17 protein-coding genes are annotated in these 18,426 nt (G+C 67.7%); 4 read left to right on the top strand and 13 right to left on the bottom strand.

All coding sequences use genetic code 11. The annotated features are described in order from the left end of the window. Positions 1–10: 10 nt before the first annotated feature. Entirely contained in the window at positions 11–1,789 is a 1,779-nt protein-coding gene (locus tag QRN67_RS04470) for a nitrite/sulfite reductase (protein ID WP_081266346.1), read from the bottom strand. Positions 1,790–2,102: 313 nt separating this feature from the next. Here QRN67_RS04470 and QRN67_RS04465 point away from each other — a divergent pair, with 313 nt between their 5' ends. Continuing rightward, entirely contained in the window at positions 2,103–2,669 is a 567-nt protein-coding gene (locus QRN67_RS04465; protein WP_285410743.1) for a DUF3237 domain-containing protein, read from the top strand. Here QRN67_RS04465 and QRN67_RS04460 read toward each other — a convergent pair. The 8 genes from QRN67_RS04460 to QRN67_RS04425 all read right to left on the bottom strand — a co-directional run bounded on the left by QRN67_RS04460 (position 2,666) and on the right by QRN67_RS04425 (position 12,020). After that, positions 2,666–3,484, bottom strand: coding sequence for a M55 family metallopeptidase (locus tag QRN67_RS04460; protein WP_285410742.1), 819 nt, complete (start codon positions 3,482–3,484; stop codon positions 2,666–2,668). The two genes, QRN67_RS04465 and QRN67_RS04460, sit on opposite strands and share 4 nt — an antisense overlap. Positions 3,485–3,503: 19 nt before the next feature. Then, the gene (locus tag QRN67_RS04455) at positions 3,504–4,586 is read right to left on the bottom strand and encodes a P1 family peptidase (protein WP_285410741.1); all 1,083 of its coding nucleotides are present in this window, start codon (positions 4,584–4,586) and stop codon (positions 3,504–3,506) included. Between the two features lie 16 nt (positions 4,587–4,602). Then, positions 4,603–5,532, bottom strand: a complete 930-nt coding sequence (gsiD, locus tag QRN67_RS04450; RefSeq protein WP_285410739.1) for a glutathione ABC transporter permease GsiD — start codon at positions 5,530–5,532, stop codon at positions 4,603–4,605. 10 nt (positions 5,533–5,542) lie between these two features. Then, positions 5,543–6,463, bottom strand: coding sequence for a glutathione ABC transporter permease GsiC (gene gsiC, locus QRN67_RS04445; protein ID WP_081266383.1), 921 nt, complete (start codon positions 6,461–6,463; stop codon positions 5,543–5,545). 80 nt (positions 6,464–6,543) lie between these two features. Next, a complete protein-coding gene (gsiB, locus tag QRN67_RS04440; protein WP_081266351.1) occupies positions 6,544–8,097 on the bottom strand; it encodes a glutathione ABC transporter substrate-binding protein GsiB in 1,554 nt (517 codons plus the stop codon). A gap of 70 nt (positions 8,098–8,167) precedes the next feature. Continuing rightward, positions 8,168–10,045 (bottom strand): dipeptide ABC transporter ATP-binding protein, encoded by a 1,878-nt coding sequence (locus QRN67_RS04435; protein WP_106934348.1) that lies wholly within the window; start codon positions 10,043–10,045, stop codon positions 8,168–8,170. A gap of 35 nt (positions 10,046–10,080) precedes the next feature. Continuing rightward, the gene (locus QRN67_RS04430; protein ID WP_106934349.1) at positions 10,081–11,052 is read right to left on the bottom strand and encodes an isoaspartyl peptidase/L-asparaginase family protein; all 972 of its coding nucleotides are present in this window, start codon (positions 11,050–11,052) and stop codon (positions 10,081–10,083) included. After that, entirely contained in the window at positions 11,049–12,020 is a 972-nt protein-coding gene (locus tag QRN67_RS04425; protein WP_106934350.1) for a MurR/RpiR family transcriptional regulator, read from the bottom strand. Before QRN67_RS04425 ends, QRN67_RS04430 begins: the two co-directional genes overlap by 4 nt. A gap of 208 nt (positions 12,021–12,228) precedes the next feature. Between QRN67_RS04425 and QRN67_RS04420 the strand changes: the two genes are divergently transcribed. After that, positions 12,229–13,365, top strand: coding sequence for an acyltransferase family protein (locus tag QRN67_RS04420; protein ID WP_285410734.1), 1,137 nt, complete (start codon positions 12,229–12,231; stop codon positions 13,363–13,365). On the opposite strand, the gene QRN67_RS04415 is transcribed toward QRN67_RS04420, so the two are convergent. Then, positions 13,360–14,229 (bottom strand): class I SAM-dependent methyltransferase, encoded by an 870-nt coding sequence (locus QRN67_RS04415; protein ID WP_285410732.1) that lies wholly within the window; start codon positions 14,227–14,229, stop codon positions 13,360–13,362. The two genes, QRN67_RS04420 and QRN67_RS04415, sit on opposite strands and share 6 nt — an antisense overlap. A 73-nt stretch (positions 14,230–14,302) precedes the next feature. Between QRN67_RS04415 and QRN67_RS04410 the strand changes: the two genes are divergently transcribed. Further along, entirely contained in the window at positions 14,303–14,779 is a 477-nt protein-coding gene (locus QRN67_RS04410; protein WP_285410730.1) for a helix-turn-helix domain-containing protein, read from the top strand. On the opposite strand, the gene QRN67_RS04405 is transcribed toward QRN67_RS04410, so the two are convergent. Genes QRN67_RS04405 through QRN67_RS04395 form a run of 3 tightly spaced genes read right to left on the bottom strand, consistent with a single transcriptional unit; the run spans position 14,757 to position 17,086 of the window. Continuing rightward, a complete protein-coding gene (locus QRN67_RS04405) occupies positions 14,757–15,209 on the bottom strand; it encodes a GNAT family N-acetyltransferase (protein ID WP_285410728.1) in 453 nt (150 codons plus the stop codon). The two genes, QRN67_RS04410 and QRN67_RS04405, sit on opposite strands and share 23 nt — an antisense overlap. 9 nt (positions 15,210–15,218) lie before the next feature. Further along, positions 15,219–16,142, bottom strand: coding sequence for a methylglyoxal synthase (locus tag QRN67_RS04400; protein ID WP_285410726.1), 924 nt, complete (start codon positions 16,140–16,142; stop codon positions 15,219–15,221). A gap of 50 nt (positions 16,143–16,192) precedes the next feature. Next, a complete protein-coding gene (locus QRN67_RS04395) occupies positions 16,193–17,086 on the bottom strand; it encodes a LysR substrate-binding domain-containing protein (protein WP_285410725.1) in 894 nt (297 codons plus the stop codon). 164 nt (positions 17,087–17,250) lie between these two features. Here QRN67_RS04395 and QRN67_RS04390 point away from each other — a divergent pair, with 164 nt between their 5' ends. Beyond that, positions 17,251–18,423 carry an NAD(P)/FAD-dependent oxidoreductase gene (locus tag QRN67_RS04390; protein ID WP_285410723.1) on the top strand — a complete coding sequence of 391 codons (1,173 nt, stop codon included), beginning with the start codon at positions 17,251–17,253 and terminating at the stop codon, positions 18,421–18,423. Positions 18,424–18,426: the final 3 nt, after the last annotated feature.

Below are 18,426 nucleotides of genomic sequence, written 5' to 3'. Positions count from 1 at the left end.
GCCCGGCGGCTCATGCTGCTTCCTCCACCTTGAAGCGCGCACCGTTGGCGGCGGCCTTGAACGGATCCGGGCCCACGCGGCGCAGTGTGTCGATGAAGTTCTCTCCGTTCTCACGGGTGTCGCGGTACGTGGTGAGCACGGCCTCGATCACGCCCGGCACTTCGGCCGCCGAGAACGAGGGGCCGACCACCTTGCCGGCCTGCGGCGCGCCGCTGAGCGCGGAGCCGTCGGAGCCGCCGAGCGTGACCTGATACCACTCCTTGCCGTCCTTGTCGACGCCCAGGATGCCGATGTGGCCGCTGTGGTGGTGGCCGCACGAGTTGATGCAGCCGCTGATGTGCAGGTCGATCTCGCCCAGGTCGTCGAGCTCGTCGAGGTCTTGATAACGCTCGGTGATGGCTTCGGCGATGGGAATGGAGCGCGCATTGGCCAGCGCGCAGAAGTCGCCGCCGGGGCAGGCGATCATGTCGGTCAGCAGGTGCACATTGGCGCTGGCGAGGCCGGCGGCGCGGGCGGCGAGCCACAGCGCGTGCAGGTCTTCGGCATGCACCCAGGGCAGCACCACGTTCTGGTCGTGCGTCACGCGGGCTTCGCCGGCGGAGAAGCGGTCCGCGAGCTCGGCGAGGGTGTCGAGCTGGTCGGCCGATGCATCGCCGGGCGCCTGCTTCAGGCGCTTGAACGACAGCGTGACGGCGCGCAGCGCGGGGTTCTTGTGCGGCGCCACATTGCGGGCGAGCCAGCGTGCGAACTGCACGTCGTCGGCGGCGTGGGCGCGCAGTTCGGCGTCGGTCTTCTCGGCGCTCTGCAGCACGCGGGTGGCCAGCGTCGGCGGCACGAAGGAAGCGGCCACGCGGTCGAATTCGGCCTGCGTGATGGTGTGCGGCGCGCCGTCGTGCTCGAGGATCTGCTTGTATTCGGCATCCACGTCGTCGATGTAGCGCTGGCCTTCGGCCTTCACCAGGATCTTGATGCGCGCCTTGTAGATGTTGTCGCGGCGGCCATAGCGGTTGTAGACCCGGATCACCGCTTCGAGGTAATTCATGATCTGCTGCCACGGCAGGAACTCGCGCAGCACCGTGCCCACGATGGGCGTGCGGCCCATGCCGCCGCCCACCTGCACGCGGAAACCGATCTCGCCGGCTTCGTTCTTCACGATGTGCAGGCCCACGTCATGCCAGCCGGTGGCGGCGCGGTCTTCGGTGGCGCCGGTGATGGCGATCTTGAACTTGCGCGGCAGGAACGCGAACTCGGGGTGCAGCGTGCTCCACTGGCGCATGATTTCTGCGTAGGGGCGCGGGTCTGCGATCTCGTCGACGGCGATGCCGGCGCGCTCGTCGCTCGTGATGTTACGGATGCAGTTGCCGCTGGTCTGGATGCCGTGCATGTCGACCGAAGCCAGCAGGTCCATCACGTCGGCCGACTTGGCCAGAGGAATCCAGTTGAACTGGACGTTCTGGCGCGTCGAGAAGTGGGCGTAGTGGGTGGGCAGCTTCTGGCTGCCGAGCAGGCCTTGCGTTTCGATGGCCTTGCGGTAGACCTCGGCTTCGGGCTCGTCGTATTCGCGGGCGATGCGGGCCAGCGCGCGGATCTGGCGGCTGGAGAGCTCGCCGTAGGGCACGGCCACGCGCAGCATGGGCGCGTAGCGCTGGACGTACCAGCCGTTTTGCAGCCGCAGCGGGCGGAACTCGTCTTCATGGAGGCGGCCCTTCTGCCAGCGCTCGAGCTGGTCTCTGAACTGGGCGGCTCGTTGATGAACGAACTGGCGATCGAATTCTGTGTATTGGTACATCGTGCGTGTGTCTTGAAGAAGTGCGGTGCCGCACGTACAACGGGGCGCCCCAGCAAGAAGCCGAGATTCTGGAAGCGCGGCTTATGGAAACAAACTATTTTTTGGTTCGCGCCTTATGCGGATAAGCTTATTCGCCAGTATCCATGCGGGTTTCCAGGCGGTTTGATGCTTATTCCGGATAAGGCGAAAGCGCCTCCAAGCTGTCGCCATGCCGACCGTGGCGGACTCGGGCAGCAAGGGTAAATCCTGACGCGGCGGCCGCTGTGCGGCGTTGAAATGATTATCCCGAATAATCAAATCGACGCAGGACGCAATGAATTCCAAGCCTCCCTCGACCTCGCGCCGCGGCGCGCTGATTGCCGGAATCACCGCCATGGCCACGCTCGCAGACGCGAGGGCGGCCGATGCGCCGCCATCCGGCATCGCCACCCCCACCAGCGAGCGCATTCCCGTCGTGTTGCCGCGCACGGAATTCGTCTACGAGGCCATCGTCGACATCGCTGCGCCGATGACGCTGGGCGCCTCGCCCTTCGGCGAGCGCTTCATGGTGCCGATCACGGGTGGCTCGTTCGAGGGGCCGGGCCTGCGCGGCACGGTGCTGGCCGGTGGTGCCGACCGCCAGCTGCTGCGCCGCGACGGCGCGAAGAACCTCGATGCCGTGTACGAGCTGAAGACCGACGACGGCGTGGTGATCTCGGTGCGCAACACCGTGCTGTCGCGCAACCCGAAGAATGCGCCGCGCTATGTGTTCTCCACGCTGCAGATCGTCGCGCCCGAGGGCAAATACGGCTGGCTCAACGACTTCGTCTACGTGGGCACGCTCGACGCGCTGCGGCCGCAGCGCGAGGCCGTGGTGATCCGCGTCTACAAGGTCGTCTAGCGCAGCATCGACGACATCGCCGAGCAGCAGTTCAGCATGCGCACGGCCGCCTCCACCGTCGGCGCGGTGAAGCGCAGGGTGACGCCGTCGACGCGCTCGAACGCCGGCCACTGGCAGAACAGGTCGGCCAGGGCGGTCGACTGCGTGCGCAGCGTCACCGTCTGAGGGCCTTCGAAGACCAGCGGCCGGGCGTTCGCGCGTGCGGCCAGCGCTTCTTCCACGCCGGCGCGGATGGCGCGGCGCGACTGCTCGGGCGAGAGCGAAACGCCGCTGCTGAAGCCGGTCGCCTTCTTCGTTTCCACGAAGGTCGCGTGCGGAAAGAGCGGGCGGTTCTCGGCGATGAACACGTCGTCGCCGCTGCCCATGACCACGGGCGCGCCGTATTCGCCGGCCAGCGCGCCGTAGAGCCCGGCCTCGCCCAGCTCCTGCCCGCCGAGCGCGATGCCCGCGAACGCGAAGCTGTTGATGGTGTGCGCAAGAATGCCGCGCCCCTGCGCGCGCGAGTGGTAGCCCACCATGCAGACCGCGTCCACGCCTTCTTCCACGCCGGCCACCATGCTCAGGTAGCGCGGCTTGCCTTGCACCACGCGGGCGCGCGCATCCAGCACGTCGGGCGGCATGTTGCGGAAGCCGCCGTGCGAGTCGTTCACCAGCACCTCGGTGGCGCCCGCATCGAATGCGCCGGCGATGGCCGCGTTGGCCTCCTGCGCCATCAGCAGGCGTGCGCGTTCGTACTCCGGGTTGCCCTGGCGCGTCTGTTCGGGGTGGTAGACGCCGGCGACGCCTTCGATGTCGGTGGAGATCAGGACTTTCATGGGCGCAATGTGATCGGAATCAGGAAGAAAGAGAGAGGGCCGGCAGCAGGTCACGCAGCGAGGCGCGGTGGTTGCCGTCGCGCCCCGTCACGGCCGTGGCCTGCCAGAGGGCATGGATGATCGCCTGTTCGGTGCTGTCGGCGGCGGCCTGGAACAGGCCGTCGAGCAGCCCGTCGTGAAGCATCGCCACGGCAGGCATCGGGCGTTCGACGCTGCCGGGCACCGTGTAGGCGGTGGAAAAGGCCAGCACGATGTCGCCGCTGCCGTGGCCGTAGACCGACCCGGTGCGGGCCAGTCCGGCGCCCGCGCGCAGCGCCAGCCGGCCCAGCTGGCGCGCGTCGAGCGGTGCGTCGGTCGCGACCACGATGATGATCGAGCCCTTCTCGGGCTCCGTCGATGCCGGCACGCCGCGCACGGCCTGCAGCTGCGCCAGCCGCTCGCCGATCGAATGGCCGGCCAGCAGCAGCTGCGGCTGGCGCCCGTAGTTGGCCAGCACCAGCGTGCCCACCGTGTGCAGGCCGCCGCCGCGCGCCGACACCCGGCGCGACGCGCTGCCGATGCCGCCCTTGAGCTGGAAGCTCGACATGCCGCGCCCCGCGCCGACCGAGCCCTGAGCGAAGTCGGCGGCGGCGCCGTCGTGCGCGCGCAGGTAGTCGGCCTCGCTCACCGCGAGCCGCTGTATGTCGTTGAGGAAGCCGTCGTTGCACTCGAACACCAGCGGATTAACCGTGGGCAGCGAGCGCCCGGTTTCGGGGTTGGCCGCCGCGCACTGGCGGATCTGCGCCGTCGCCACCGTGCCGACCGAGAAAGTGTTGGTCAGCGCGATCGGCGTTTCCAGCACGCCGAGCTCCGCCAGCTGCACCAGCCCCACGCTCTTGCCGAATCCGTTGAGCACCACGGCGGCGGCCGGCACCTTGTCGCGGAACGGGTCGCCCTGGTGCGGGCGGATCACCGTCACGCCGGTCTGGATGCCGCCGTCGTCCAGGGTGCTGTGGCCGACGGTGACGCCGGGCACGTCCGCGATGGTGTTGCGCTCGCCCTGCAGCAGGGTGCCGATGAAGGGCGGTGCGGTGGGCTGCGCCGGGGAAGAGGTGGAAGGCATCGGGACGGGAGGGGGACTACTGGCGGTCGATCTTCGGATCGAGCGCGTCGCGCAGTGCGTCGCCCAGCAGGTTGAAGGCGAGCACGGTGAAGAAGATGGCCAGGCTGGGGAACAGCGCCACGTGCGGCGAGGTCACCATGTCGGCGCGGGCTTCGCTGAGCATCGCGCCCCACTCGGGCGTGGGTGGCTGCGCGCCCATGCCCAGGAACGACAGGCTGGCCGCCGTGATGATCGACGTGCCCACGCGCATCGAGAAATACACCACGATCGACGAGATGGTGCCCGGCAGGATGTGCCGCACGATGATGGTCCAGTCCGACGCGCCGATGCTGCGCTCGGCCTCGATGTAGGTCTGCTGCTTGAGCACCAGCGTGTTGCCGCGCACCAGGCGCGCGAAGGCCGGCACGCTGAACACTGACACCGCCACCACCACGTTGGTCATGCTGCTGCCCAGGATGGCCACCACGCCCAGCGCCAGCAGGATGCCGGGGAAGGCGAACAGCACGTCGGACACACGCATCACGATGCGGTCCCACCAGCCTTCGTAGTAGCCCGCCAGCAGGCCGAATGCGGTGCCGACGAAACCGCCCACCAGCACCGACAGGAAGCCCGCCATCAGCGAGATGCGCGCCCCCATCAGGATGCGGCTGAAGATGTCGCGGCCCAGCGGATCGACGCCGAACCAGTGCGTGGCCGAGGGGCCGCTGTTCAGCATGTCGTAGTCGAAGAAGTTCTCCGGGTCGAAAGGCACGATCCACGGAGCGAACACCGCGACGAACACCAGCAGCAGCACGAAGAGCGCGGCAATGATGCCCACGGGCTGCTTCTTGAAGCGGCGCCAGCATTCGCCCCAGGGCGTGCGGACCTTGCCGGCGGTTTGCACCGCGGCAACGGGAGACAGTGGAACGATGGATTCGGCAGGCACGCCGGAAGCTTGTTGCGTCATGGCTGCTTGCTCACTTGTATCGGATGGTGGGGTTGATGTAGCCGTACAGCACGTCCACCACCAGGTTGATCAGGATGAATTCGAGCGAGAACAGCAGCACCAGCGTCTGGATCACGGGGTAGTCGCGCATCTGCACGGCGTCGACCAGCAGGCGGCCGAGGCCGGGCCAGTTGAACACAGCCTCCACCAGGATGGAGCCGCCCAGCAGGAAGCCGAACTGCAGGCCCATCATGGTGACCACCGGAATCAGCGCATTGCGCAGCGTGTGCTTGAACACCACGCTGGATTCGCGCACGCCCTTGGCGCGCGCGGTGCGCACGAAGTCTTCCTGGATCACCTCGACGAAGGAGGCCCGCGTGAAGCGCGCCATCACGGCGGCCACGGCCGCACCCAGCGTGATGGAGGGCAGGATGTAGTGTTTCCAGCTGCTGGCGCCCACCGTGGGCAGCCAGCCGAGCTGGACCGAGAAGATCTGCATCAGCAGCATGCCGAGCGCGAATGCAGGAAAGGAGATGCCCGACACGGCGAGCGTCATGCCCAGCCGGTCCGGCCATTTGTTGCGGTACACCGCCGAGACGATGCCGATGCCCATGCCGAAGATCACCGCCCACACCATGCTGGTGATGGTCAGCATCACCGTCGGGAAGAAGCGCTCGCCGATTTCCACCGACACCGGCCGCCGCGTGCGGATCGAGGTGCCGAAGTCGCCTTGCAGCATGTGGGTGAAAAAGTTCACGAACTGCTGCGGCAGCGGCTTGTCGAGGCCCAGCTCCGCGCGGACCATGGCCACGGTCTGCTCGTCGGCGTCCTGGCCGGCGGCAAGGCGCGCCGGATCGCCGGGCAGCATGTGGACGAACAGGAACACCAGCACCGCCACGATGAGCAGCGTGGGGATCAGGCCCAACAGTCGTTTGAGAAAGTAATTCAGCATGGGGTGCGGTTGCCGCGAGCGGGCGATGGCGGCATGCCATCGCCCGTCGGGCATTCAGTCAGGAAACGAGGAACCGGCGATCAGTTCGACACCGCGACGGCGTCGATGTTGATGTTGCCGTCGGGCATCACGAACACGCCCGAGAGGCGCTTGGCGTGCGCCGACAGGTTCTGTTCCGTGATCATCGGCACGCGGGGCAGGTCCTTGCGGATTTCTTCCTGCGCGGTCTTGTAGAGCGCGGTGCGTTCCTTCTCGTCGACGGTCACCAGCGCCTTGGCCAGCGCGTTGTCGACCACCTCGCTCTTGTAGAACGACATGTTGTTCAGCTTGGGCGCCCAGGCTTCCGAGGCGAACAGCGGGCGCAGGCCCCAGTCGGCTTCACCGGTCGACGACGACCAGCCGGTGTAGTACATGCGGACCTTGGCCGTCTTCGGATCCGGCCATGCATCGACCTGCTCCGTGCGCTGGCCCACTTCGAGCGCCTGCACCTGCAGCTTGATGCCGATCTGCGCGAGCTGCTGCTGCACGAACTGGATCGTCTTCTGGCTGGTCGTGTTGTTGTAGGCGCTCCACAGCACCGACTCGAAACCGTCGGGGTAGCCGGCTTCCTTCATCAGCTCCTTGGCCTTCTTCAGGTCATAGGGAATGGGAGCCATCTTCTCGGCGTACTTCACGCCCTGCGGCAGCACGCCCTGCGCGGGGAAGGCGTAGCCGCCGAACGCGACCTTGGCCAGCGCTTCCTTGTTGATGGCGTAGCCGATGGCTTCGCGCACCTTCGGGTTGTCGTACGGCTTCTGCAGCATGTTGAATGCCAGGAAGCGCGTGATGATCGAGGGCGTGGCCACCACTTCGAGCTTGTCGCTCTTCTTCAGCAGCTCGGCCTGCTCGTAGGGGATGGGGAATGCGAAGTCGGCTTCGCCGGTCTGCAGCATCGCGGCGCGCGTGTTGTTCTCGAGCACCGGCTTCCACTGCACCGTGTCGACCTTCGGGTAGCCCTTCTTCCAGTAGCCGTCGAACTTCTTGGCCTTGACGGCTTCGGTCTGCTTCCACTCGACGAACTCGAAGGGGCCGGTGCCCACGGGGTGGAAGGCGATGTCCTTGTTGCCCCACTTCTTCAGCGCGGTGGGCGAGATCATGGCGGCCGATGCGTGGGCCAGCGAGTTGATGAAGGGGCCGAAGGGCTCCTTCAGCGTGATGCGTACCGTGCTCGGGTTCACCGCTTCGACCTTGCTCACGCGGTTGAACTGGTTGTAGCGCAGCAGCTTGTTGTCCTGGTTGAGCACGCGGTCGAGCACGAACTTCACGGCTTCGGCGTTGAAGTCGGTGCCGTCGTGGAACTTCACGCCGGTGCGCAGCTTGATGGTGTACACCAGGCCGTCCTTCGACACGTCGTAGCCCTCGGCGAGCACGTTCTGCACCTTCAGGTCCTTGTCGAACTGGAACAGGCCTTCATAGAAGGTCTTGGTCACTGCCGTGGTGATGGTGGTGTTGGTGTTGTACGGGTCCAGCGTTTCCGGCTGGTAGCCGATCGACAGAACCACGTCTTTCGCGGCCAGTGCAGTGCCCGAGGCGGCCAGTGCGGCCAGGCCCAGCAGCGCGGATGCCCAGCGCAGGGAGGAAGAAGATTGCTTCATGGAAGAACTCCAGTCGGTTCGAGGAAAAAGCAGGAGGGCCTGCGGGTTGAGAAAAATGAGTTGAAGAAGGTCAGAACGCGCCGCCGATGGCGTGGCGCGCGACGAAGTGGCCGGGCGCCACCTGCACCAGCGGCGGCACGTCGGGCTCGTCGCCCACCGCGCGTATCGGGCTGGGAATCTCGCCTTCGAGCAGCGCGCGCGGCTTGTGGCGGCGCGACGGGTCTGCCACCGGCACCGCGGCCATCAGCTTGCGGGTGTAGGCGTGCTGCGGTGCTTCGAACACCGCGCGGCGCGGGCCGATCTCGACGATCTGGCCGAGGTACATCACGGCCACGCGGTGGCTGATGCGCTCCACCACCGCCATGTCGTGCGAGATGAAAAGGAAGGCCACGCCCAGCTCGCGCTGCAGGTCGAGCATCAGGTTCACGATCTGCGCCTGGATCGACACGTCGAGCGCGGACACCGACTCGTCGGCCACCACCACCTTGGGGTTCAGCGCCAGGGCGCGCGCGATGGCGATGCGCTGGCGCTGGCCGCCCGAGAACTCGTGCGGATAGCGCTGCGCCACTTCCGGCGGCAGGCCGACCTTCTGCAGCAGCCAGTCCACGCGCTGCTGCGCCTCGGCGCCCTTGGCGATGCCGTGGATCAGCAGCGGCTCCATGATCGAGAAGCCCACCGTCACGCGCGGGTCGAGCGAGGCGAAGGGGTCCTGGAAGATGAACTGGATGTTGCGACGCAGCGCCTGCAACTCGCGCGTGGGCAGTTCGCGGATGTTCTGGCCGCCGAATTCGATGGCGCCGCTCTGGCTCTCGACCAGGCGCAGCAGCGAGCGGCCGGTGGTCGACTTGCCGCAGCCCGATTCGCCGACCAGCGCCAGCGTTTCGCCGGGGTACAGGTCGAAGCTGATCTTCTCCACCGCATGCACGCGGCGCTTCACGCGGCCGAAGAGGCCGCTGCGCACGTCGAAGCGCGTCACGAGGTCGCGCACGCGAAGAATCGGGCCAGCGTCGGCGCGCACGGTGTCCTGCGGCGTCGCGGGTTCGGGCGGGGCTGCATCGGCCGGGCTTTCGGTGCGCAGCAGCTCGAACTTGGCCGGCAGGTCGGTGCCCTGCATGGCGCCCAGCTTGGGCACGGCCGACAGCAGCGCGCGGGTGTAGGGGTGCTGCGGCGCCGCGAACACGGTGTCGGAGCTGCCGGCTTCGACCTTGTCGCCGCGGTACATCACCAGCACGCGGTCGGCAATCTCGGCCACCACGCCCATGTCGTGCGTGATGAAGAGCACGCCCATGCGCATCTCTTTCTGCAGCTCGCGGATGAGCTGGAGGATCTGCGCCTGGATCGTCACGTCGAGCGCCGTGGTGGGCTCGTCGGCAATCAGCAGCTGCGGCTTGCATGACAGCGCCATCGCGATCATCACGCGCTGGCGCATGCCGCCCGACAGCTGGTGCGGGAAGCGGTCGAGCACGTTGCGCGCTTCCGGAATGCGCACCAGCTCCAGCATGCGCAGCGCTTCGGCGCGCGCGGCCGAGTCGCTCTTGCCCTGGTGGATGCGGATGGCCTCGGCGATCTGGTCGCCGGCGGTGAACACCGGGTTCAGCGACGTCATCGGCTCCTGGAAGATCATCGCGATGTCGGCGCCGCGGATGCCGCGCATCGCGCTGTCGCGCGCCTGGGCCAGGTCGAGCACTTCGCCGTTGCGGCGGCGGAACATCATGCTTCCGTTGAGGATGCGCCCGCCGCCGTGCTCCACCAGCCGCATCAGCGCGAGCGAGGTGACCGACTTGCCCGAACCCGATTCGCCCACCACCGCGAGCGTTTCGCCGTGGTCGACGTGGAAAGACAGTTTCTTGACGGCATCGACCGTGCGCTCGGAAGTCGAGAAGCGCACGGTGAGGTCGTCGACGGCGAGGACGCGGCCGTCCGGCAGGGCGAGGGCAGGGGTGGACATGGGAGTGCGAGAGAAAAAGGTGGCGTGCGGCAGCGTCAGGCGAAGATGGCTGTCTGGGGCGCTTCGTTGCCGCGCGCGTGGCCGCGGTACATGCCTTCGGTGTTGAAGGCCAGGCTCAGGTTGCCGTGGCGGTCGACGGCGATCAGGCCGCCGGTGCCGCCGATGGCCGGCAGCGACTGCTGCACCACGGCGTGGGTGGCGGCCTCGAGCGTGGCGCCGGCGTAGGCCATGCGCGCGCACACGTCGTAGGCGGCGGCGACGCGGATGAACATCTCGCCGCTGCCGGTGCAGGACACGGCCGCGGTGCGGTCGTCGGCATAGGTGCCGGCGCCGATGAGCGGCGAATCGCCGACGCGGCCGACGCGCTTGTTGGTCATGCCGCCGGTCGAGGTGGCGGCGGCGAGGTGGCCGTGCATGTCGAGCGCCACGGCGCCGACGGTGCCGAACTTCCTGTCTTCGTCCAGCGGGGTGGCGGGCGCGGCCGTCATGGACGCGCCTTCATGGTCGGTCACCACGCGGCCGGTGCCGCGCACGCGATAAAGCTGCTCGCGCCGCGCTTCGGTGGAGAAGAACGAAGGCTCGACCATCTCCAGCCCGTGTTCGCGCGCGAAGGCCTCGGCACCCGCGCCGGCCAGCAGCACATGGGCGCCGTCTTCCATCACGGCGCGCGCGGCGCGCACAGGGCGGCGGACGTGGCACACGCCGGCAATCGCGCCGGCGGCGAGCGTGGCGCCGTCCATCACGGCGGCGTCGAGTTCATGGGTTTCGTCGTGCGTGAACACGGCGCCGTGGCCGGCATTGAACAGCGGGCACTCTTCGAGCAATTCGACCGCCAGGCAGGCGGCGTCGATAGCGGACGCGCCCGCGAGCAGTGCCGACTGCGCGGCGGCGACGATGCGGTTCAGCGCGTCGTGGTAGGCCTGCGCCTGTTCGGCGCTGGTCGTGGCGGCGCTGATGGTGCCGGCGCCGCCGTGGATGGCGATCACGGGCACGTGGGTCTGGGTCATCGGGGAGCTTTCTTCTTTTTCGGGCCGTCGCCGTTCGGGGCGGCGGCATCGGGAGGGGTGGCGGCATTGGCGCCGTTCGCGCGCAGGAGGCCGTTGGCACCGTGCAGCCACGGGCGCACCGCCTGCAGGATGCGGCCGGCGGACTGCACCGGATCGGGCGCGCGCAAGGCGACGGCGCTGGTCAGTGCCTCGACCAGCGCGAGCACGCTGGTCTCGCAGTTCGGGCGGTAGCTGGTTTCGGTCTGGCAGTACAGCACCACGTCGGCCAGCGGCGCGAGCGGCGAGCTGGGGCGGTCGGTCAGCGCGAGCAGGGCGCAGCCCTGGGCGCGCGCGATCTGCGCCAGTGCCACGGTGTCGGTCAGGTAGCGCGGGAACGTCAGGCCGATGAAAAGGTCCTGCGGACCCGCATGCATCAGGGTGCGCGCCGAATGCGTCACGCCGCTCACGCTGGAGAGCAGGCGCACGTCGCTGCAGCTGCCATCCAGGCCGTGCTGCAGCAGGCCCGCCAGCCAGGCGCTCGCGCCGAAACCGGCGATGTAGATCGAACGCGCCTTGCCGATGCGCTCGACCGCTGCTTCGCAGGCTGCGTAGTCCAGCGTCTGGCGCGTGGCTTCGATGTTGCGGCGGCTCTCGTCGAGCGCCGTGGCGAACACCTCGGCCACCGTGGTCGGCCGCTCCAGGTTGCCGCGCATGCGCTCCACCGGCGCCACCAGCGGCTCGAAGCCGCGCACCAGCTCGGCACGGAAGGTGGCGTAGCCATCGAAATCCAGCGCGCGCGCGAAACGGTTGGCCGTGGCCACCGACACGCCGACCACGGCGGCCAGCTCGTCGATGGGCAGCGTCGCGACCTGCAGCGGGTGCTCGAGCACGTAGTCGGCCACTTGGCGATGCGAGCGCGTCAACCGCGGCAGCGCTTGCGCGATGCGCTGTGCCACGGTGGTGCCTTGGGTGTCGACGGTGCTGTTCATGAAAGGTGCGTAGCGCCCGAAAGTGTGCTTTTTTTGAAAACCAGTTTACAAATATAAGTCAAACAAGAAAATTTTCTGTCATTTCTGATCGCTCTCGCAAATACCGGGCCAGCGTCGAAGGGATTCGGCAGCGCTTCGCGGCGGGGCGCTTTCCCTCTGGCGGTGGTCGCGTAAGCTCGCCCGGATTCTGTTTCTAGGTGTTTTCCCGATGTCGTTGCTTTCCGGTCCGTCCGTCCAACCCCGCAATTTCAGGATCGACGTCCTGCGCGGCATCGCCATCTCGCTGGTGCTCCTGCTTCACTTCCACCTGTCGTACTCGCTGGTGGACAGCCCGCTGGCCGACCTTCTGCCGGCTGTTTTCATCAAGTCCCTGGCGATCAACGGCAACTACGGCGTCACCATGTTCTTCGTGGTGTCGGGCTACCTCATCACCTCGACCACGCTGAAGCGCTACGGCAGCCTGGGCAACGTGGACGTGCGCGGCTTCTACGCCTTTCGCTTCGCGCGCATCGTTCCTTGCTTGGCGGTGGCGCTGGCGGTCATCGTCGGGCTCGGCCTGCTCGGGCAGCCGGCGTTCATGAACATCGCCAAGCCGGGTTGGCCGCAGGTCGGCTATCCGGTGGCGGTGCTGTCGGTGCTGACCTTCTGGCACAACCTGCTGATGCAGCATGCGTGGTACTTCAACTACGCGATGAACATCTACTGGTCGCTCTCGGTGGAGGAGGTGTTCTACCTCGCGTTCCCGCTGCTGTGCTTCGGGCTGAAGCGGCAGTGGGCCATCGTCGCCGTGTGGCTGGTGGCGATCGTCGCGGGGCCGGTCTATCGAAGCTTCCACGCGCACGACGAGATCTACTTCATGTACGGCTATCTCGCATGCTTCGACGCCGTTGCCTTCGGCTGCTGCGCGGCGCTGGTCGCGCAGCGGGTCGGCCTGCACGGATGGGCCGGCCGCCAGATCCAGCTGGCCGCGGCGTGCCTCCTGGCCGTGACGTACCTGCGCGGTATCCACGGCAACGAAATCTTCGGCTTCACCGCCATTGCAGCCGGAACCGCGGTCCTGCTGGTCGGCGCGCACAACGAGAAGGTATCGGCATGGGCGCTGCGCAGCAGGGCGCTCGCGGGTCTTCGGTGGCTGGGGCGGCACAGCTACGAGCTGTACCTGTTCCACATCATCGTGCTGGGCCTGATGCGCGGCGTCGTGGCGCGCGGGCAGATGCAACCCGAGTGGAAGCTGCCGGCGCTGGTGTTTTTCGTAGCGGCGTCCGTGGCTGTGGCCTGGGCCATTGCGCGCTTCTATTCGGAGCCGATGAATGCTTGGCTGCGGCGCAGGTTGCTTGCTTCATAGCCGTCGCTGTATCGATGCCGTTGCCGCGACCATCCAGCAGGCCGCGGTGAACCGGACTTCATCGCCATGGACATACGGCTCGAAAGCCGGGCGAACGGCCGCGATGACGTGGCTTCGTGTCTGCGCGTCCTCCTCCTGCAACTGCTTGCCGACGGGGCCGAGCTGGCTCAGATAGCGCAGCAGTTCCTTCTCGGGCAGCGTGCACGTCACGTCGATCGGCCGTATGTCGATGCCGTGCCAGCCGCTCTCCTGCAGGATGTCTTCGACCCGCTGCCGGTCGGCGAAGGCGAATTGCCCCGGCCCGCCAGGGGTGCGAGGCGGCAGCTTCGGCAGCAGCGGGGCCGCTGCGCGTTCGGCGGTCGTCATGAACGGGTTTCCCCCCGCGCTTCGCCAGGCGATGAAGCGCAGTCCGGCGTCGTCCGTCGCGGCATGCCGCAGGTTGATGAAAGCCCCCACCGGATCGTCGAAGAACATCACGCCGAAGCGCGAGATCAGCAGGTCGAAGCTGGCGGCTTCGAAGGCATGCGTCCGCGCGTCGGCGCAGATGAAGCGGGCATGCGAGCCTTCCTTCTCAGCCCGGTTTCGCGCCGCGTCGATCATCGGCGCCGAGATGTCGATGCCGACACATTGGCCATCCTGTGCGCTGTTCAGCCGAGCGACGGCGAGGGTGGTGGCGCCGGTGCCGCAGCCGATGTCGAGCACCCGGCCGGCAGCCAGCTGCGACGCCGCTTCGACGAGCAGATCCGCGAGCGGCGCGAACATCTGGTCGAGGGTGGCCTGCACATCGACCCAGGCGTGCCCGGCGTGGCCGTTCCATAGCCTGGCCTGCTCGTCGGCGCCGTGCTGCTGCTTGATGACTTCCATGATCGTTTCCTTGCTTGCCTTGGAGAGGCGGAAACTGCATTATTGAAATTCAAGTCGGCTTGAGGTCAAGGGCATGAAGGAAATGGACATCACCGAAGTGGCGCAACGCTCCGGCGTGCCGGCTTCCACACTGCGCTACTACGACGAAAAGGGGCTGATCGTTCCCATCGGCCGGCGCGGCCTGCGCCGCCTGTTCGACGCGGATGTACTCGAGCGGCTGGCGCACATTGCGCTGGGGCGCACGGCCGGTTTCTCGCTGGACGAAATCGCGCGCATGTTCGGCGCGGACGGGCGCCCGCAGATCGACCGGCTGATGCTCACCGCCAAGGCCGACGAACTCGACAGGACGATCCGCAGCCTCAGCGTGATGCGCGACGGCCTTCGGCATGCCGCCGTGTGCTCCGCGCCGAGCCACATGGAGTGCCCGAAGTTCAGGCGCATCCTGCGGGCGGCGGGCTCGGGCGCGATCAACGGAAAAGGCAGAGAGGAGAGAAAGAGCGTGCCGAAGCCGCCCGGGGCCGAGAAAGCTAGGCGCGCGCCTTCTGCATGAAGACGCTGAACGGATCGGGGCCGTAGCTGCCGAACGGGCCTCGCGGCAAATAGCCCGAGCGCGCATAGAGCGCAATCGCCTCGGGCTGGCGCGGTCCGGTTTCCAGCATGAAGGTCGTGCAGCCCTTGGCCGCGGCTTCGCGCTCCAGAAAGTCCAGCACCCTGGCCGCGATGCCTTGCCCCCGGTTCTCGGGCCGCACGAACATGCGCTTGAGCTCGCCGAACTCCGGGCCCACGACGATGGCGCCGCAGCCGACGGCCTTGCCCTCGTGGTCGCGCGCCACGGCGAACAGCACGTTGGGCGCGGAGAGCGCCGCGATGTCGATGCCGTGATGGCTCTCCGGCGGATAGAGCGGCTTCTGGTACGCGTCGAGGTCGTCGATGAGCTGGATGACGTCGGGCTGGGCGGGGCTTTCCAAGGAAATCTGCATCGGTCGATGTTACTGAGCAGGCATCGCCACGCGCAGTGCCTGCGCCCACCGCTCGGCCATGGCCGGCGAGTTGAAGCAGGTGGTTTCCTCGGTCGCGCTGCAGACGGCGCGCTCGAGCAACTGGATGTCGGCTTCATGCTGCCGCGCCACATGCGGGTCTTCGAAGAAGATGACCTTGTGGCAGCGGCGGTCCAGCACCAGTTCGGCGATCTGCGCGTCGCCGCCGAGCGGGCCGCTCTGGTAGCGGGTGACCCACGGCACATCCGCCGGCCATCCGCGCGACCATGCAAGGTCGTTCAGCAGGCCGCCCGTCGTGCCGGTCGCCACGCGGTTGCGGAAGCCGGAGAGAAGATCGAAATGCAGCGCGGCAAACGCGACCATCCGCTGCTTCAGGGCATCGTGCGCAATGAGCGCAACGGTCTGCTCCTCGCGGGGCGCGAACGCGTTGCCGGTGGCGTGGCCGGCCAGTGCCAGCTCGATCGCGATCCATTCCCGCGCGCCGGCCGCGGTCGAAAGAAAAGGCTTGCCGTGAATCACGCACTGGCGCTTCAGCGCCTGTGCCTCGGGGTACAGGGAAGACGGATCGACCGGGTCGATGAAATAGATCACGCCGTCGATTTCATCGGCCGGCACCAGGCCGCCGGAGATCCGCGACACCAGCCGCATGAGCCCGCCGTCGGGGCCGTGAGGCAGGCGCGTAAGCGGCGCATGGCCTGCGAGCAGGCCGTCGCGCACCAGCGCGTCGTGCGTGCCGCCCACCGCAAGGAGGCCCAGGTTCAGCGTGCGGATGCCGGCCTCGCAGGCCTCGGCCCATCGGCCCAATGCGCCGACGCCTTCCTGCCGGTGCAGGCGATTGGCCACGAGGCCGAAACGCCGGGAAGCTGCCAGGGGCGCCTGCGCAGGAGGCTGCTGTGAAAGCGGCGATGCTGCCATGTGTCTTTTCACCTTTGACGGAGTTGGATGAGGTGTTCGACCATGCCCGGCTATCCGGGCGTCAGCCCGAGCACCCACCGCTTGAAGTGTTCCAGCGCCCCGGAGGCCGGCCGGCCTTCCGGGTAGGCAAAGTAGTAGCCCTGGCGCACGTCCAGGTGCCGGTCGACCGGTATCACCAGCTCGCCGGTCTTCAGCTCATGTTCCACCAGGATGCGCGGCGCGAGGCCGACGCCCATGCCGGCGGCGGTGGCCGCCACCACCATGGTGAACAGCTCGTAGCGCGGCCCGCGCGACGCATGCACCGTGTATTCCCAGCCCTGCTGCGCATACCAGTCGCGCCAGGCGTGGGCGCGCGTGCTCAGGTGCACGTGGCGGCAGCGCTCGAAGCCGGCTTCGTCCCATGGGCCGTTGGCATCGCGGAAGGCGGGGCTGCAGATGGGCACCATCTCGCCCTCGGCAAAGATCAGCCCGCCGCGCGTGTTCGGCCAGAACTGGTCGCCGAAATAGATGGCCGCGTCGTAGGCGTTCTCCTGGAAGGAAAAGGGCTGCGAGCGCGCCGACAGGTTGACGGTGATGTTCGGATGCAGCTTGCTGAACTCCGGCAGGCGCGGTATGAGCCACTGCGTGGCGAAGGTGGGCACCACGGCCAGTTCGAGCACGAAGCCCATCTCGTGGCCGGCGCTGATCTCCAGCGTGTCGCGGCGGATCTGGTCGAGGTGGCGGCGGATGCGCGCCGCGTATTCGCGGCCCACGTCGGTCAGCGTGAGCCGGCGCCGCACGCGCGAGAACAGCGGTACGCCCAGCCGCTGCTCGAGCATGGCCACCTGCCGCCCGACGGCGCTTTGCGTGAGCGCGAGTTCGGCGGCCGCGCGGGTGAAACTCCCCAGCCGCGCCGAGGCCTCGAAGGCCTGCAGCGCGCCGAGGTTGGGAATGTCTTTTCTCATCGATTGCCAGCAGTTGTCTCAGTCTCTTTCGGCGAAGCACCCATCGTGCCCGGGGAGGCGGGGTCCGCGACGCTATTTTGCGTGCCACCACGCAGGCGCCGCGCGGCATTTGTGGATACGCTGGCGGTGGCGCCATGGATGGCGGCCGGCAAGAAAGGCATTTCATGCGTCGTGTGGTGATCATCGGCGGCGGGGCCATCGGCTCCGCCATCGCTTACTTCCTGAGCTGCGATCCGGAGCAGGAGCCCTTCGACATCACGGTGGTCGAGCGCGATTTCTCGTACCGGCAGGCTTCGTCGGCGCTGTCGGCCAGTTCCATCCGCCAGCAGTTTTCCACCGCGATCAACATCGAGATGTCGCGCTACGGCATTCACTTCATGCGCGCGCTCGGCCAGACCCTGCGGGTGGGCGACGAGGTGCCGGACATCGGCCTCGTCGAGCCCGGCTACCTGTACCTGGCCTCGCCGGCCGGCGTGGACGTGCTGCGCGAGAACCATGCGATGCAGAAGGCGCACGCGGTCGACGTGGTGCTGTTGACCCCCGACGAGCTGAAGGCGCGTTTCCCGTGGATATCGACCGAGGGTGTCGCGCTCGCCTCGCTCGGGTTGTCGGGCGAAGGCTGGTATGACGGCTACAGCCTGCTGCAGGCCTTTCGCAGGAAGGCCGTTTCGCAAGGCGCCCGCTATGTGCAGGCGCACGCGACGGGCCTGCGCCGCGACGCCCGCTGGCTGACCGGCGTGCAGTTGGGCAACGGCGAGACGCTGGATGCCGACGTGGTCGTCAACGCCGCGGGCGCGTGGGCCGCAACGGTGGCGGGCTGGGCCGGCATCGAGTTGCCGGTGCGCGGCCGGCGCCGCAGCGTGTTCAGCTTCTCCTGCCCCGACGCGCTGCCGGGCTGCCCCCTGGTCATCGACACATCGGGCATCTGGCTGCGGCCCGAAGGCCGGCAGTTCATCTGCGGCTTCGCCCCGCCCGAGGCGCAGGACCCCGACGACCAGCCGCTGGACGTGGAGTACGAGGCCTTCGACAGCTTCATCTGGCCCGCGCTGGCCGAGCGCGTGCCTGCCTTCGAGGCCATCCGCATGACCGGTGCGTGGGCCGGCTACTACGAGATGAACGTGTTCGACCACAACGCCATCCTCGGCCTGCACCCGGAGTGCGGCAACCTGTACTTTGCGAACGGCTTTTCGGGCCACGGCCTGCAGCAGTGCCCGGCGGCCGGGCGGGGCGTGGCGGAGCTGATCCGCTTCGGCGGCTATCGCAGCCTCGACCTGGGGGCGCTGTCTTTCGCGCGCATTCTCCAGAACAGGCCGCTGCTCGAGAAGAACGTGATCTAGCCG

It is taken from the genome of Variovorax sp. efr-133-TYG-130 (assembly GCF_030208835.1).
Taxonomy (GTDB): domain Bacteria; phylum Pseudomonadota; class Gammaproteobacteria; order Burkholderiales; family Burkholderiaceae_C; genus Variovorax.
The sequence above is the reverse complement of the archived record's forward strand: the minus strand, read 5'-3'. Positions and strand labels throughout refer to the sequence as shown.